This is a genomic window from Kluyvera genomosp. 2, from assembly GCF_036759865.1.
GTDB lineage: Bacteria > Pseudomonadota > Gammaproteobacteria > Enterobacterales > Enterobacteriaceae > Kluyvera > Kluyvera ascorbata_B.
Genome location: NZ_JAPKIA010000013.1, coordinates 100,753 through 116,640, shown reverse-complemented (window position 1 = coordinate 116,640; position 15,888 = coordinate 100,753). Strand labels below are relative to the sequence as shown.

The 15,888-nt window shown below is 58.7% G+C and carries 13 protein-coding genes; 8 read left to right on the top strand and 5 right to left on the bottom strand.

The features are described from left to right. The 7 genes from iscA to sseB all read left to right on the top strand — a co-directional run bounded on the left by iscA (nucleotide 1) and on the right by sseB (nucleotide 5,547). Nucleotides 1-324, top strand: a complete 324-nt coding sequence (iscA, locus tag V6942_RS15415; RefSeq protein ID WP_004104506.1) for an iron-sulfur cluster assembly protein IscA — start codon at nucleotides 1-3, stop codon at nucleotides 322-324. A gap of 78 nt (nucleotides 325-402) precedes the next feature. Beyond that, complete coding sequence (gene hscB, locus V6942_RS15410; RefSeq protein ID WP_333501441.1) at nucleotides 403-918, top strand: co-chaperone HscB; 516 nt, start codon at nucleotides 403-405, stop codon at nucleotides 916-918. Between the two features lie 15 nt (nucleotides 919-933). Next, complete coding sequence (gene hscA / locus V6942_RS15405) at nucleotides 934-2,784, top strand: Fe-S protein assembly chaperone HscA (RefSeq protein ID WP_106924086.1); 1,851 nt, start codon at nucleotides 934-936, stop codon at nucleotides 2,782-2,784. 1 nt (nucleotide 2,785) lies between these two features. Beyond that, nucleotides 2,786-3,121 (top strand): ISC system 2Fe-2S type ferredoxin, encoded by a 336-nt coding sequence (fdx, locus tag V6942_RS15400; RefSeq protein ID WP_035891374.1) that lies wholly within the window; start codon nucleotides 2,786-2,788, stop codon nucleotides 3,119-3,121. An 11-nt stretch (nucleotides 3,122-3,132) separates the two neighbouring features. Further along, complete coding sequence (gene iscX, locus V6942_RS15395) at nucleotides 3,133-3,333, top strand: Fe-S cluster assembly protein IscX (protein WP_106924087.1); 201 nt, start codon at nucleotides 3,133-3,135, stop codon at nucleotides 3,331-3,333. Between the two features lie 66 nt (nucleotides 3,334-3,399). Further along, complete coding sequence (gene pepB / locus V6942_RS15390; RefSeq protein ID WP_106924088.1) at nucleotides 3,400-4,683, top strand: aminopeptidase PepB; 1,284 nt, start codon at nucleotides 3,400-3,402, stop codon at nucleotides 4,681-4,683. 87 nt (nucleotides 4,684-4,770) lie between these two features. Next, on the top strand, nucleotides 4,771-5,547 hold the full coding sequence (gene sseB, locus V6942_RS15385; RefSeq protein ID WP_182930188.1) for an enhanced serine sensitivity protein SseB: 777 nt from the start codon (nucleotides 4,771-4,773) through the stop codon (nucleotides 5,545-5,547). A gap of 36 nt (nucleotides 5,548-5,583) precedes the next feature. On the opposite strand, the gene timP is transcribed toward sseB, so the two are convergent. The 5 genes from timP to V6942_RS15360 form a co-directional block, all read right to left on the bottom strand. Further along, nucleotides 5,584-5,706: a small toxic inner membrane protein TimP gene (gene timP / locus V6942_RS15380; RefSeq protein ID WP_258182274.1), complete on the bottom strand. Its 123-nt coding sequence runs from the start codon at nucleotides 5,704-5,706 to the stop codon at nucleotides 5,584-5,586. Between the two features lie 341 nt (nucleotides 5,707-6,047). Next, nucleotides 6,048-6,821 carry a MurR/RpiR family transcriptional regulator gene (locus V6942_RS15375; protein WP_106924090.1) on the bottom strand — a complete coding sequence of 258 codons (774 nt, stop codon included), beginning with the start codon at nucleotides 6,819-6,821 and terminating at the stop codon, nucleotides 6,048-6,050. Next, nucleotides 6,821-7,666: a 3-mercaptopyruvate sulfurtransferase gene (gene sseA, locus V6942_RS15370; RefSeq protein WP_333501440.1), complete on the bottom strand. Its 846-nt coding sequence runs from the start codon at nucleotides 7,664-7,666 to the stop codon at nucleotides 6,821-6,823. Before sseA ends, V6942_RS15375 begins: the two co-directional genes overlap by 1 nt. Nucleotides 7,667-7,739: 73 nt before the next feature. Next, a complete protein-coding gene (locus V6942_RS15365) occupies nucleotides 7,740-9,104 on the bottom strand; it encodes a 6-phospho-alpha-glucosidase (protein WP_106924092.1) in 1,365 nt (454 codons plus the stop codon). A gap of 13 nt (nucleotides 9,105-9,117) precedes the next feature. Beyond that, the gene (locus V6942_RS15360) at nucleotides 9,118-10,662 is read right to left on the bottom strand and encodes a PTS transporter subunit EIIC (RefSeq protein WP_333501439.1); all 1,545 of its coding nucleotides are present in this window, start codon (nucleotides 10,660-10,662) and stop codon (nucleotides 9,118-9,120) included. 275 nt (nucleotides 10,663-10,937) lie between these two features. On the opposite strand from V6942_RS15360, the gene V6942_RS15355 reads away from it, so the two are divergent. Further along, nucleotides 10,938-15,887 (top strand): alpha-2-macroglobulin family protein, encoded by a 4,950-nt coding sequence (locus tag V6942_RS15355; protein ID WP_182967283.1) that lies wholly within the window; start codon nucleotides 10,938-10,940, stop codon nucleotides 15,885-15,887. Nucleotide 15,888: the final 1 nt, after the last annotated feature.

Genomic DNA, 15,888 nt, shown 5'->3' with positions numbered 1-15,888 from the left:
ATGTCGATTACCTTAAGCGACAGTGCAGCAGCGCGAGTCAATACCTTCCTGGCAAACCGCGGTAAAGGGTTTGGTCTGCGCCTGGGCGTCAGAACGTCCGGTTGTTCAGGTATGGCCTATGTACTGGAATTTGTTGACGAGCCGGCGGCAGAAGACACCGTATTCGAAGACAAAGGCGTGAAGGTGGTCATCGACGGCAAGAGCCTGCAATTTCTTGATGGCACGCAGCTCGACTTCGTGAAAGAAGGTCTGAACGAAGGGTTTAAATTTACTAACCCGAATGTGAAAGACGAGTGCGGTTGCGGCGAAAGCTTTAACGTCTAGATTTGAGTCCTGCCAACCCCACCATAGTTTCACCGCTGTGCGTGGGGTTTGTTTTAAATAGTTAACCCTGAGATCGTCATGGATTACTTTACTCTCTTTGGATTGTCAGCCGGTTATCACGTAGACACTCAGGCCCTCGCGGCACGCTTCCAGGACCTGCAGCGTCAGAATCACCCCGACCGTTTTGCTAGCGCCAGCGCAGCTGAACAGCTTGCGGCGGTCCAGCGTTCTGCGACCATCAATCAGGCCTGGCAAACGCTGCGTCACCCGCTGACGCGCGCCGAATATTTGCTCTCCCTCCACGGTTTCGATCTTGCCAGTGAACAGCACACCGTACGCGATACCGCGTTCCTGATGGAACAGCTGGAGCTGCGCGAAGAGCTCGACGAGATTGAACAGGCGAAAGACACCGATCGTCTGGAAGGGCTTCTCAAGCGTATCAAATCGATGTACAGCCAACGCCAGAAGCAGATGGTGGCGGAACTTGATTCACAGACGTGGGACGCGGCGGCGGATACCGTCCGTAAACTGCGTTTTCTCGATAAACTCCAAAGCAGCGCTGAATTACTCGAAGAAAAGCTGCTCGATTTTTGATTCTGGAAGCTTAACATGGCCTTATTACAAATTAGTGAGCCGGGTCTGAGCGCCGCACCGCACCAGCGTCGTCTGGCGGTGGGCATTGACTTAGGCACCACCAATTCCCTGGTGGCTACCGTGCGTAGCGGTCAGGCAGAAACGCTGGCCGACAATCAGGGGCGTCACCTGCTGCCTTCCGTTGTGCACTACCAGGAGCAGGGGCACGTGGTCGGTTATGATGCGCGCAGCAACGCCGCGCAAGATCCCGCTAACACCATTAGCTCCGTAAAACGCATGATGGGCCGCTCGCTGGCGGATATCCAGGCGCGTTACCCACACCTGCCGTACCAGTTCCAGGCAAGCGAAAACGGCCTGCCGATGCTGGTGACCAAGGCCGGTGTACTGAACCCGATCCGCGTCTCGGCCGATATCCTCAAAGCGCTGGCGGCTCGTGCCACCGAAACGCTTGAAGGCGAGCTTGATGGCGTGGTGATTACCGTTCCAGCTTACTTCGACGATGCACAGCGTCAGGGCACCAAAGACGCCGCGCGTCTGGCGGGCCTGCACGTGCTGCGTCTGCTGAACGAACCGACCGCCGCGGCGATTGCCTACGGCCTCGATTCTGGTCAGGAAGGGGTGATTGCCGTCTACGATCTGGGCGGCGGTACTTTCGATATTTCTATTCTGCGCCTGAGCCGCGGCGTGTTTGAAGTGCTGGCCACCGGCGGCGATTCCGCGCTGGGCGGCGATGATTTCGACCACCTGTTGGCCGACCATATCCGCGAACAGGCGGGCATTGCCGATCGCAGCGACAACCGCGTACAGCGCGAGCTGCTTGACGCCGCCATCGCCGCCAAAATCGCCCTGAGCGATGCCGACCGCGTGACCGTTGAGGTCGCTGGCTGGAAAGGTGAAGTGACCCGCGAACAGTTTAACGACCTGATTTCCGCGCTGGTGAAGCGTACGCTGATGGCTTGCCGCCGCGCGCTGAAAGACGCGGGCGTGGAAGCCGAAGAGGTGCTGGAAGTGGTGATGGTCGGCGGTTCTACCCGCGTGCCGTTAGTGCGCGAGCGCGTTGGCGAATTCTTCGGCCGTACGCCGCTTACCTCGATTGACCCGGATAAAGTCGTCGCGATTGGTGCGGCGATTCAGGCCGATATTCTGGTCGGCAACAAGCCGGACAGCGAAATGCTGCTGCTCGACGTGATCCCGCTCTCTCTCGGCCTCGAAACCATGGGTGGCCTGGTAGAGAAGGTTATCCCGCGTAACACCACCATTCCGGTGGCGCGAGCGCAGGAGTTCACCACCTTTAAAGACGGCCAGACCGCGATGTCCATCCACGTGATGCAGGGTGAGCGCGAACTGGTGCAGGACTGCCGTTCACTGGCGCGCTTTGCGCTGCGCGGTATCCCGGCGCTGCCGGCTGGCGGTGCGCACATTCGCGTGACCTTCCAGGTGGACGCCGACGGCCTGCTGAGCGTCACCGCCATGGAAAAATCCACCGGCGTTGAGTCGTCTATTCAGGTGAAGCCGTCCTACGGCCTGACCGATGGCGAAATCGCCACCATGATTCAGGATTCCATGAGCTATGCCGAGCAGGACGTGAAAGCGCGTATGCTGGCAGAGCAGAAAGTGGAAGCCGCTCGCGTGCTGGAAAGCCTGCACAGCGCGCTGGCCGCTGATGCCGCGCTGTTAAGCGCCGCAGAGCGTCAGGAGATTGACGAGGCTGCCGCCGTTCTGAGTGCGGTTGCCGAGGGCAATGACACTGATGCCATAGAACAAGCCATTAAAAACGTTGACAAACAAACCCAGGAATTCGCCGCTCGCCGTATGGACCAATCTGTCCGTGTCGCGCTGAAAGGCCAATCCGTGGACGAGGTTTAATATGCCAAAGATTGTTTTTTTGCCACATCAGGACCTGTGTCCGGATGGCATCGTTGTGGAAGCTGAGACCGGTGAAACTATTCTGGATGCTGCGCTGCGTAGCGGTATCGAGATTGAACACGCCTGCGAAAAATCCTGTGCCTGCACCACCTGCCACTGCATCGTGCGTGAAGGTTTCGACTCTCTGCCAGAGAGCACCGAAGACGAAGACGACATGCTGGATAAAGCATGGGGTCTGGAGCCCGACAGCCGTCTGAGCTGCCAGGCCCGCGTCACCGATGAAGATCTGGTAGTCGAAATTCCGCGTTACACAATTAACCACGCGCGCGAGCACTAATAGGGGATAGTATGGGACTGAAGTGGACCGACAGCCGCGAGATCGGCGAAGCGCTTTACGACACCTACCCGGATACCGATCCGAAAACGGTGCGTTTCACCGACATGCATCAGTGGATTTGCGACCTCGAAGATTTTGATGACGATCCACAGGCATCAAATGAAAAAATTCTTGAGGCAATTCTGCTAGTCTGGTTGGATGAAGCTGAATAGCTGCGCTTAAGACAATATTTAACGGGCTGCCATTCGGCGGCCCGTTTGCTAATAAGGATAAATAAAATGACAGAAGCGATGAAAATTACCCTGTCTACCCAGCCAGCCGATGCGCGCTGGGGCGACAAAGCGGCCTATAGCATTAATGATGAAGGTATTTCCCTGCACCTGACCGGCCGCGATGACGCGGGCCTTATCCAGCGCGCGGCGCGCAAAATTGACGGCATGGGCATCAAACATGTGGCCCTGGCGGGTGAGGGCTGGGACGTCGAGCGCTGCTGGGCATTCTGGGCGGGCTACAAAGGGCCAAAAGGCACCCGTCAGGTAGAATGGCCTGAGCTGGACGACGCACAGCGCCAGGAACTGGACAACCGTTTGACCTATATCGACTGGGTGCGTGACACCATCAACGCCCCGGCGGAAGAACTCGGCCCGGAGCAACTGGCGCAGCGCGCGGTGGATCTGCTGTGCGGCGTGGCGTGTGATAACGTCTCTTACCGTATCACCAAAGGTGAAGATCTGCGCGAGCAGGGTTATGTGGGTCTGCACACAGTGGGTCGTGGTTCCGAGCGTCCGCCGGTGCTGCTGGCGCTGGACTACAACCCAACGGGCGATAAAGAAGCACCGGTTTACGCCTGCCTGGTGGGTAAAGGCATTACCTTCGACTCCGGCGGTTACAGCATTAAACAGAGTGCGTTCATGGACTCCATGAAGTCCGATATGGGCGGTGCGGCAACCGTCACCGGTGCGCTGGCGCTGGCGATTACCCGTGGCCTGAACAAGCGCGTAAAACTGTACCTGTGCTGTGCGGATAACCTGATTAGCGGCAATGCCTTCAAACTTGGCGATATCATCCACTACCGTAATGGTAAAAACGTGGAAGTGATGAACACCGATGCGGAAGGCCGCCTGGTGCTGGCCGATGGCCTGATTGACGCTAGCGCGCAGAAGCCTGAGCTTATCATCGACGCGGCAACCCTGACCGGGGCGGCCAAAACCGCGCTGGGTAACGATTACCACGCGTTGTTCAGCTTTGATGACAAACTGGCTAACCGCCTGCTGGCAAGCGCCAGTGCGGAAAACGAAGCCTTCTGGCGTTTGCCGCTGGCGGAGTTCCACCGCAACCAGCTGCCGTCTAACTTTGCTGAACTGAACAACACCGGCAGCGCGGCGTACCCGGCGGGTGCAAGCACCGCGGCGGGCTTCCTGTCCCACTTCGTAGAGAACTATCACGAAGGTTGGCTGCACATCGACTGTTCCGCCACCTACCGTAAAGCGGCCGTTGAGCAGTGGTCGGCGGGTGCAACCGGGCTGGGCGTGCGGACTATCGCGAATCTGTTGACCGCGTAGGCCGGATAAGCGTAGCGCCATCCGGCAAAATACTGGCGGGGGCGCTTCGCTTGCCCGCCCTACAGTAACCATTGAATTTGTAGCCTTATGTCTGAAACCAAAAATGAACTCGAAACGCTGCTGGAACAAGCGGCGACAGAACCCGCTCATCGCCCAGCCTTTTTCCGTACCTTACTGGAATCCACCGTCTGGGTTCCCGGCAGCGCGGCTGACGACCAGCAGGTTGTTGACGACAGCGCCTTAGAATTACAGCACTGGGAAAAAGACGACGGCACGTCGGTGATTCCGTTCTTTACCTCGCTGGAAGCGCTGAAGCAGGCCGTTACCACCGAACAGGCGTTTGTCGTCATGCCGGTGCGCTCGCTGTTTGAAATGACTCTCGGCGAGACGCTGTATCTGAACGCCAAACTGCCGACCGGTAAAGAGTTCACCCCGCGCGAAATCAGTCTCCTGATAGGTGAAGAGGGCAACCCGCTGAGCACTCAGGAAGTGCTGGAAGGCGGCAGCGCGCTGTTGCTTTCCGAAGTGGCTGAACCGCCGGCGCAGATGGTCGAGTCGCTGACTACGCTGTTTAAAACCCTGAAAACGGTCAAACGCGCGTTCCTGTGTTCTATCAAGGAGCATGCGGACGAGCAGCCGAATCTGCTGATTGGCATTGAAGCAGAAGGGGATATTGAAGCCATTATCCACGCAGCGGGCAGCGTGGCGACCGATACCTTACCTGGTGATGAACCGATTGATATTTGTGAGGTAGTGGAAGGCGAAAAGGGCATCAGCCACTTTATGCTGGCGCACATCACGCCGTTCTACGAAAAACGCTGGGGCAGCTTCCTGCGTGACTTTAAGCAGAACCGGATTATCTGAACACAGGAAGGCCGCCCCGAGGGGCGGCATCCTGGCTTACTTGCCCTGCGCGTTGAGCCTCATGCTGACGGCGTTACCGGAGTGGCTCCGATTGCTGTCGGCGTGAAGCAACAAGGCGGCAGAAACAATCAGCACGATACACACGTATCGTCCTTTCATAGCGCGGTCCATGCGAAGACCGCATCACGGCAGCACCGCTGGCGATAACGCCGCGATAGCAAGCGCTATGGTGTGCCTGCATTTACGGCCGTGGGATATCCTCTCCTGAAGCCAGCGCCCGTTTGCGAGACGGCGGAAAGGGCCGGGATGGATTATACACCAATAGTTAAATAGTCACCTTTGTTACCATCTTGACTTTGTCCTATTTTAAAGCGACTATTATGCCACTATGGTGTGCCTGCATTGCTTTAGCAATGTAGCTTGCTGGAAAGGCCGCGAACCGGACCAGCACAAAGAAACCGCTGTGACAGGCGGTTTTTTTGTGCCTGAAGAACCCCTGATTACCCCGTCGCCTCAAGCAGCAGTAAATCCATCATTAGCACCAGGTTTGACTCGAATGAGGTGATATCTGCCGCTTCGGCCGCGAAATGCACGGCTTCATCGTAAAGCGCGAAATGCAGGTCGGCCAGCTGCGCCAGCGGGTTGGCCGAGGCGCGGGTGAAGGCGACAACGGTCATACCGACGTTACGGGCAATACGTGCTTTATCCAGTACCTGTTCGGTTTCTCCGCTGCGTGAAACGGCAATAAAGACCTGGTAGCGCGCGGCGTTGCTCAGAAAGATGTTGCGGCTGTCGCCCGGGCCGGAGATAAACGCCGTTTTACCCAATACCTGCAGCTTTTTAGTCAGATACTCGGCAAACAGATAGGAAAACCCCGCGCCGTACAGAAAGAAGCTCTCCTGCTCGCGTAAAAGACGGGTAAACTGCTGCCGTTTCTCCGCCGTTGCCCACTGGAATGACTGCTGGTAGTTAGCCATAAAGCGGTTGAACAGCGCGGGAAGATCCGCGCTGGCTTGCGTTTGCTGTGTCGCAATATGCGGCGTTTCCGCCAGCAGGTTTTTACAGTGCCAGATAAACTCGCTGTAGCCGCTAAACCCTAGCTTCTGACACAACCGCATGATGGTGGCAGTGGAGACAAACGTCGCCTGCGCCAGCTGACGAACCGTAATCTTGCCCACCAGTAACGGATGCGCCGTCAGGTGGGCTAATACCCGGTACTCTGCGCGCGTTAACGCTTCGCCGCGCATTAACAGCGGTGCCAGGCGGTTATCCATTACTGCGCGGGCTCGATCGGCAGATCGGCGCGCGCGCCCCATTCGCTCCATGAACCGTCGTACAGGGTGACGTCAGGCGCCTCAAGGGTCGCCAGCGCCAGGGCGACCACTGCCGCCGTCACGCCGGAGCCGCAGCTGACGACAATCGGCCGGTTGAAATCGACCCCTTGTCGTGCAAAGAGGGTTTCCAGCTCATCGGTTGTTTTCAGCTCGCCGTCCACCACCAGATCGCCCCACGGCACGTTGCGCGCACCGGGAATATGGCCACGGCGCAGGCCCGGACGGGGCTCATCAACCTCGGCGTTAAAGCGCGGTGCCGGGCGAGCATCGACGATTTGCGCGGAGCCTTCGTGGCTTGCCAGCAGAACGTCGGTCAGTCGCTTAACCGCATGCGGGGCAAATTTGGCCTCAAACTCGCCTTCCGCAACGTTGACGTCACCGTGCTCCAGCAGCAGTTCATCGCGCTGCCAGCCGGCGAGCCCGCCGGCCAGAATAGACACTCGCTCGGCGCCGAAGGTACGCAGCATCCACCACGCGCGCGGTGCGGAGAAGAGATTGCCTTCATCATAGATAACCAGATGTTTATCACGGCTGACGCCCAGTTCACGCATGGCGACGGCGAAGGCCTCCGGCCTTGGCAGCATATGGGGCAGGGGGGAAGTGTGATCGGAGAGGGCTTCGATATCAAAGAAAACGGCACCCGGCAGATGCCCGGCGCGGTATTCGGCGTTTAAGTCACGGTGTTCTTGCCCCGGCGGTGCCATACGGGCATCGATAATTTGTACCTGCGGGTCATCAACGTGCTCAGCCAGCCAGTCGGCGGCGACAAAAAACGAAGTGGTCATAGTACCCTCCATTGATAAATCAGAAAGGAATTGTCGGTGTTTTTTATCACACCGACAAGCGACCATCGTGTTATTAGCGCGTTGCTTCACCATTTTGCCAGGCGTGCTGCAGCTGCGGCCAGTAATCCTGGTTGGCAGCAATCATCTCATCAAGAATAGCCCGCGCGTGTTCTATGGTTGGCACGGTCCGGTTGAGGGTGAAAGCCTGCAGCGCTTTCTCATAACTTCCTTCCAGCGTGGCTTCCACCAATAGCTGTTCCGAAGCCAGCTGCTGCATCAGCAGCGTCTGGTGGAACAGCGGGACGTTACCCATGCGCACCGGCTCCGGGCCGTTCGCGGTGATATACGCGGGCACTTCCACCATCGCATCGTCCGGTAGATTGGCGATCGCCCCCTGGTTTTCCACAATCACCAGATGACGCTGACGTAAATCAAAGGCCAGAGATCGGGCAACCTCAACGATAAACTCGCCGTGCACGCCGACGTGGAAGGCATCAGGCAGAATCCCGGTTTGCTGATACTCAACCGCCGCCGCGAACAGTTTTTTCTCGCGGCCATCCATCACTTCATTGGCGCGGGTATAGTCCGGATTCTGGTGCTCGACGATTTGGTTGGGCATCAGGTAGTACTGCAAATACGGGTTCGGCAGATATTCCGGGAAGCAGTCCATCATCGGTTTAATATTACGCCAGGTCTTCACCCATGATGGATCGGCATGCTGCGGGTCAGTTTGCGCGGCATCTTCGGTTAGCAGGCCGAACTTCGCCACGTGGCGTCGCAGCTCTGGCAGCTTGTCTTCGCCATCGACACGCACCTGGGTAAACCAGCCGAAATGATTGAGACCAAAATAGTCGACGTCGAGCCTGTGGCGATCGACGCCGAGAATGGCTCCCATATTGCGCATGGCCGCCACCGGCATATCGCAGATATTTAATACCCGCGCCTGTGGGCGCAGACGGCGGATGCCTTCGGCAACGATGGCCGCCGGGTTAGAGTAGTTGACTATCCACGCTTTCGGGTCTGCATGGCGCTCAACCAGGTCAATCAATTCAACCATCGGCAGAATGGTACGCAGGCCGTAGGCCAGGCCGCCCGGGCCGCAGGTCTCCTGACCCACCACGCCGTGGCGCAGCGGGATTTTTTCATCCAGCTCACGCATCTTGTATTGACCAACGCGCATCTGCGCAAACACAAAGTGTGCGCCGCTGAAGGCCGTTTCCGGGCAGGTGGTGACGGTAAATTTGATGCTCTGGCTGTGGTCGCGTATCACCTTTTCCACCACCGGCGCGAGGGTGTTTTGCCGCGCTTCATCAATGTCGTAGAGGCGAATTTCCGCTAGCGGGAAGTCGCTTAAGCGCACCATCAGGCTCTTCACAATGCCCGGGGTATAGGTGCTGCCGCCGCCGGCGATAGCCAGAATAAATGGGGATTTCAACATGTTATAGCCTCCTTCAGAGAAACATCTCAACGGCTTCTCGCATTTTTTTGACATGCAGCCCGTAGACCACCTGAACGTTATTGCCTTGTTTAATAATGCCTTTCGCACCGGTTGCTTTAAGCTGCGGTTCGTTAATTTGCGCTACATCTTTGACCGTGACGCGCAGCCGGGTGTAACAGTTATCCACCACCTCAATGTTGTCGCGCCCGCCTAATCCTTCGATGATGAGGGTTCCCAGCCCGTCGTTGTTGCCCTTAGCCTGGTACTCCTGCTTGCTGTAGAGCCGGGTCTGTTGGTCTTCCTCTTCGCGGCCCGGCGTTTTCATATCAAAACGCAGAATCAGTAAGCGGAAGATAAGGAAATAGAGTGCGGACATCGTGAGCCCCACCGCGATATACATTGGCCAGTTCGCTTTGGTGGTGCCCAGCGGCAGGTTGTAGAGCACAAAGTCGATGATGCCGTTCGCGCCGATCGCATGGACGCCGAGCAGTGAGAACAGCATCATGCCAATGCCGGTCAGCACCGCGTGCACCACGAACAGCAGCGGCGCGACGAACAGGAATGAAAATTCCAGCGGTTCCGTGACGCCGACCAGCATGGACGTTAGCGCCGCCGGGATCAGAATGGCTTTCGCCGCCGCTTTACGCTCCGGTTTGGCCGTGACGTACATTGCCAGCGCTGCGGCGGGCAGGCCGAACATTTTGCTGATGCCGCGCGCGTCCCACACTACCGTGCTGCTCAGTTGCGTGACCTTCGGGCAGGCCATTTCGGCGAAATAGATATTGCGCGCGCCCTGATACAGCGTGCCGCATACTTCCTGTGAACCCCCAAGCTCGGTGTACAGGAACGGGGTATAAACCAGATGATGCAGGCCGGTTGGCACCAGAATGCGCTCAAGGAAGCCATAAATGGCTACGCCGAACGGGCCGGAGCCTTTAATCGCCAACGCCAGCGCGCTGATGCCGTGCTGCGCCCACGGCCAGAGTTCGCTCATGATCACGCCGAGAAGTATGGCAACCGGCAAAATGATAATGGTGACGAAGCAGTGCCCGGAGTAGATAGCCATCGCCCCGGAAAACTGTACGCCGGAATAGCGGTTATACAGGTAGCCGGTGAGTGCACCGGTGAGGATCCCGGCAAACACGCCCATCTCCAGCACCTGTACGCCGAGCACCATGCTTTGCCCGGCGGTGCGCATAAGATCGGCAGGTGCCAGTTCGCCCTGTAGCTGGAGCGTCACATTCATGGCGTTGATAAAAACGATAAAGGTGACCAGGCCCAGCAGCGCCGCGTAACCTTTATCGCGGGCGGCAAGGCCAATGGGAATGCCGACGGCGAAGATCATCGCCAGGTTGACCAGCAGCGACACGGCGGATTTGGCGATCAGCTGGCCAAGATGCTGAACGGCAGGGTAACCGAGAACGTGAATGTACTCGGCGAGGCTACCGTTACCCAGCACGTTACCGAAGGCGATAAACAGACCGACGATTGGCAATATGAGCACCGGGCCGTAGAGAGATTTGCCAAAATTTTGTAGGGCATTAACGGCTCTTTTCATTCCGATCTCCAATTATTGAACCGCGTAGAGTAAGAGGTGACGACCGGCAAAAGGTAACAGCAGAGTGCGAGAGGAATCTAGCTATCTTATTGTTTTAAAAACAAAGTACGCGTAACGTCACAGGTGACGTTCGGTGCTGTGATCGCCGTAACATCCCGTTTGTGATGAAAAATGGTCGTCAATTTTGCGAGCGGGCTGGCTACTGGCAAACTCGGGTCTGGGGCATAATACTGAATCAACGACTCAAACAGACTTCACCAGTCAGAGGTTCCAGGATGAAACCCTTTCGTTTGGCTACGCTAGCGCTGGCGCTGGCAATGACGTTTACCCTGGCGGGATGCGACAATAACAACGATGATAAGCCCGCCTCGGCGGCGGCCCCGGCTGCAGCCGAGCACGCGTCGGCGAATAAACCGGATGCGGCGCAGCTGGCCAAACTTGCCCAGCAGAGTCAGGGCAAAACGCTTTCCCTGTTGGATGCCTCTGAAGTGCAGCTCGACGGCGCGGCGACGCTGGTGCTCACCTTTTCGATTCCGCTAAATCCCGATCAGGATTTCAGCAAAACCGTTCATCTGGTCGACAAAAAGAGCGGCAAAGTGGACGGTGCATGGGAGCTGGCGCCAAACCTCAAAGAGCTGCGTCTGCGCCATCTGGAGCCTAAACGCGACCTGATTGTGACCGTCGATCCTGAGCTGGCGGCGCTGAACAAATCCGCCTTCGGCAGCAGCGTGGAGAAAACGCTGACGACCCGTGATATTGCCCCCAGCGTCGGTTTTGCCAGCCGCGGCTCGCTGCTGCCTGGCAAAGTGGTGGAAGGGCTGCCGGTGATGGTGCTCAACGTGCCGCACGTTGACGTCAACTTCTTCCGCGTGAAGCCGGAGTCGCTGGCGGCATTTGTCAGCCAGTGGGAATATCGCAGCTCGCTGAGCAACTGGGAATCTGACGAGTTGCTGAAAATGGCGGACCTGGTCTATACCGGACGCTTCGATCTCAACCCCACGCGTAACACTCGCGAAAAACTGCTGCTGCCGCTGAAGGATATTGCGCCGCTACAGCAGTCCGGCGTTTATATTGCGGTGATGAATCCGGCGGGTCAGTACAGCTACAGCAATGCCGCTACGCTGTTTACCCTCAGCGATGTGGGCGTTTCGCTGCACCGCTATCACGGCCAGCTGGACGTTTTCACCCAAAGCCTGGAAAACGGCGCGGCGCAATCGGCCGTAGAACTGACCCTGCTTAACGATAAAGGCCAGACGCTGGCGCAGGCGACCAGCGATGCCAAAGGCCATGCGACCCTCCAGACGGATAAAGACGCGGCGCTGCTGCTGGCGCGCAAAGAGGGGCAAACCACGCTGCTGGATCTCAAACTTCCCGCGCTGGACCTGGCCGAGTTCGACGTTGCCGGTGACCCCGGCTACCGTAAGCAGTTCTTTATGTTTGGCCCGCGCGATCTTTATCGCCCCGGGGAAACGGTGATACTCAACGGGCTGCTGCGCGACAGTGACGGCAAACCGCTGCCCGATCAGCCGATTAAGCTTGAGGTGGTCAAGCCGGACGGGCAGGTGATCCGCAGCGTCGTCAGCCAGCCGCAGAACGGCCTGTATCAATTGACCTACCCGCTCGATAGCAGTGCCGCCACGGGGATGTGGCATATTCGCGCTAACACCGGCGATAACCAGCCGCGTGAGTGGGATTTCCACGTTGAAGATTTTATGCCCGAGCGCATGGCGCTGAGCCTGACGCCGCAAACCGCACCGCTGGCTCCTGCTGACGATGTGACGTTCAGCGTGGTGGGTTCCTACCTCTACGGCGCGCCAGCCAGCGGTAACAGTCTCCAGGGCAAGCTGTTTTTACGCCCGCTGCGCGATGCCGTCGCGGCGCTGCCGGGCTTCCAGTTTGGCGATATTGCGCAAGAAAATACCGCCCGCAGCCTGGATGAAATGAACCTGACGCTGGATGCCAAAGGCCATGGTGAAGTGACCACCGCCAGCCAGTGGCAGGAAACCCACTCGCCGCTGCAGGTGATCCTCCAGGCCAGCCTGCTTGAGTCCGGCGGTCGCCCGGTCACCCGCCGGGTAAGCCAGGCTATCTGGCCAGCAGCCGAGCTGCCGGGGATCCGCCCGCAGTTTGCCAGCAAAGCGGTCTATGACTATCGCACCGACACCACCGTCAATCAGCCGATCGTCGATGAAAACAGCCAGGCGGCCTTTGACGTGGTTTACAGCGACGCCAGCGGTAATAAGAAAGCGGTTACCGGCCTGCAGGTCAGGCTGATTCGTGAACGCCGTGATTATTACTGGAACTGGTCGGAAAGCGACGGCTGGCAGTCTCGCTTCGATCAAAAAGATCTGGTCGAGGGCGAAGAGACGCTGGATCTCAGCGCAGATGAAACCGGTAAGGTCAGTTTCCCGGTAGAGTGGGGCGCCTATCGTCTGGAGGTCAAAGCGCCGAACGATGCGGTCAGTAGCGTGCGTTTCTGGGCCGGTTACAGCTGGCAGGATAACAGCGACGGCAGCGGCGCGGCGCGCCCGGATCGCGTCACGCTCAAGCTTGATAAACCGAACTACCGGCCCGGCGATACCATCAAGCTGCACATTGCCGCCCCGGCGGCAGGTAAAGGCTACGCGATGGTGGAATCCAGCGATGGGCCGCTGTGGTGGCAGGAAATTGAGGTCCCCGCCGCGGGGCTGGATCTAAGCATTCCGGTCGACAAAAGCTGGAACCGCCACGATCTCTATCTGAGCACGCTGGTGGTTCGTCCGGGGGACAAATCGCGCTCCGCTACGCCAAAGCGGGCGGTGGGCGTGCTGCATCTGCCGCTCGGTGACGAACAGCGTCGGCTGGACGTTGCGCTGGAGGGCCCGCAGAAAATGCGCCCGAACCAGCCTCTGACGGTTAAGGTGAAGGTGGGACGCAAAGAAGGGGCGGCACCGAAGCAGGTCAACGTGTTGCTGTCGGCCGTTGACAGCGGCGTGCTGAATATTACCGACTACGCCACGCCGGACCCGTGGCAGGCCTTCTTCGGCCAGAAACGCTACGGTGCAGATATTTATGATATCTATGGCCAGGTGATTGAAGGCCAGGGGCGTCTTGCCAGCCTGCGCTTCGGCGGTGACGGCGATGAGCTTAACCGCGGCGGTAAGCCGCCGGTTAACCACGTCACCATTATCGCCCAGCAGGCGCAGCCGGTGACCCTCGACGACAACGGCGAAGGCTCGATAACGATGCCAATAGGCGACTTTAACGGCGAGCTGAGAGTGATGGCACAGGCATGGACGAGCGAAGATTTCGGCAGCGCGGAACAAAAAGTAGTGGTTGCCGCACCGGTCGTCGCGGAACTGAATACGCCGCGCTTTATGGCGGGCGGCGATAGCGCTCGTCTGACGCTGGATCTGACCAACCTGACGGATAAACCCCAGACGCTGAACGTTCAGATTGCCACCGCCGGTCTGCTGACCCTGAAGAGCGGCCAGCCTGCGGCGGTCTCGCTGGAGCCCGGTGCGCGCAGCACGCTGTTTGTGCCGGTGAGCGCCAGTGAAGGCTTCGGCGACGGAGAAGTGAATGTCAGCGTATCGGGCCTGAATCTACCGGGTGAAACGCTGGCCGACCTGCATAAGCAGTGGAAGATTGGCGTGCGCCCGGCGTTCCCGGCGCAAACGGTCAATAACGGCGCGGTGCTGCAGCCTGGTGAGAGCTGGAGCATACCGTCAGGGCAGAACGCGGCGTTCTCGCCGGCGACGGTGCAGGGCCAACTGCTGCTGAGCGGTAAACCGCCGCTCAACCTGGCGCGCTATATCCGCGAATTGAAAGCCTATCCGTACGGCTGTCTTGAACAGACGGCCAGCGGCCTGTTCCCGCAGCTTTATACCAACGCCGCACAGCTAAAAACGTTGGGCATCGTCGGCGACAGCGATGAAAAACGCCGTGCTGCGGTGGATCTTGGCATCTCTCGCCTGCTGCAAATGCAAAAAGAGAGCGGCGGATTTGGCCTGTGGGACAAAGAAGGGCCAGAAGAGTACTGGCTGACTGCTTATGCCATGGACTTCCTGGTCCGCGCTGCGGAGCAGGGTTATAGCGTACCGGTGGAGGCCATCAATAAAGGCAATAACCGGATGCTGCGCTACCTGCAGGAGCCGGGGCTGATGAGCGTACGCTACACCGACGACAGCGCGGCTAGCCGTTTTGCCATTCAGGCCTATGCAGGCCTGGTGCTGGCCCGTCAGCAAAAAGCGCCGCTCGGTGCGCTTCGCGAACTCTGGGAACGCCGCGCGCAGGCCGGGTCCGGCCTGCCGTTGATGCAGCTGGGTATTGCGCTGAAAGCGATGGGCGACGCCCCGCGCAGCGAACAGGCGCTGCAGCTGGCGTTGACTACCAAACGTACTGACAGGGCGCGTTGGCTGGCGGACTACGGCAGCGACCTGCGCGACAACGCGCTGATGCTGGCGCTGCTGGAAGAGAACAAGCTGCTACCGGCGGCCCAGAATGCGCTACTGCAAACCCTCGCTGAGCAGGCTTTCAGCGAACGCTGGCTGTCGACCCAGGAGAACAATGCGCTGTTCCTGGCGGCGAAAAGCGTGCTGGACGCGCCGGGCAACTGGCAGGCGCAAACTTCGCTGGACGGTCAGCCGTTGCGGGGAGAGAAAGCCCTGACGCGTAATCTGGATGCAGAGCAGCTTGCGGCGCTGACGGTGACAAACAGCGGCCAGCAGCCGCTGTGGCTGCGACTCGACAGCACCGGTTACCCGCAAAATGCGCCAGCGGCAAGCGGCAACGTGCTGCATATTGAGCGCCAGTTCTATGGCACTGATGGTCAGCGCAAATCGCTTTCTTCGCTGCGTAGCGGCGAACTGGTGCTGGTGAAGTTAGATATCAACGCCGGACAGAACGTGCCGGATGCGCTGGTGGTCGATATGCTGCCTGCCGGACTGGAGCTGGAAAACCAGAATCTGGCTAACAGCAGTGCCAATCTGCAGGACAACGCCAGCGAAGTGCAGGAGTGGCTCAACCAGATGCAGCAGGCGGATATCCAGCACATGGAATTCCGTGACGACCGCTTTGTGGCGGCGGTGGCGGTCAACGCTAACCAGCCGGTGACGCTGGTTTATCTGGCTCGCGCGGTCATGCCGGGTACCTATCAGGTGCCGCCGTCGCAGGTAGAATCCATGTATGTTCCGGCCTGGCGCGCGGTGGGTACGGCGGACGACATGCTGATTGTCGTCCCATAGC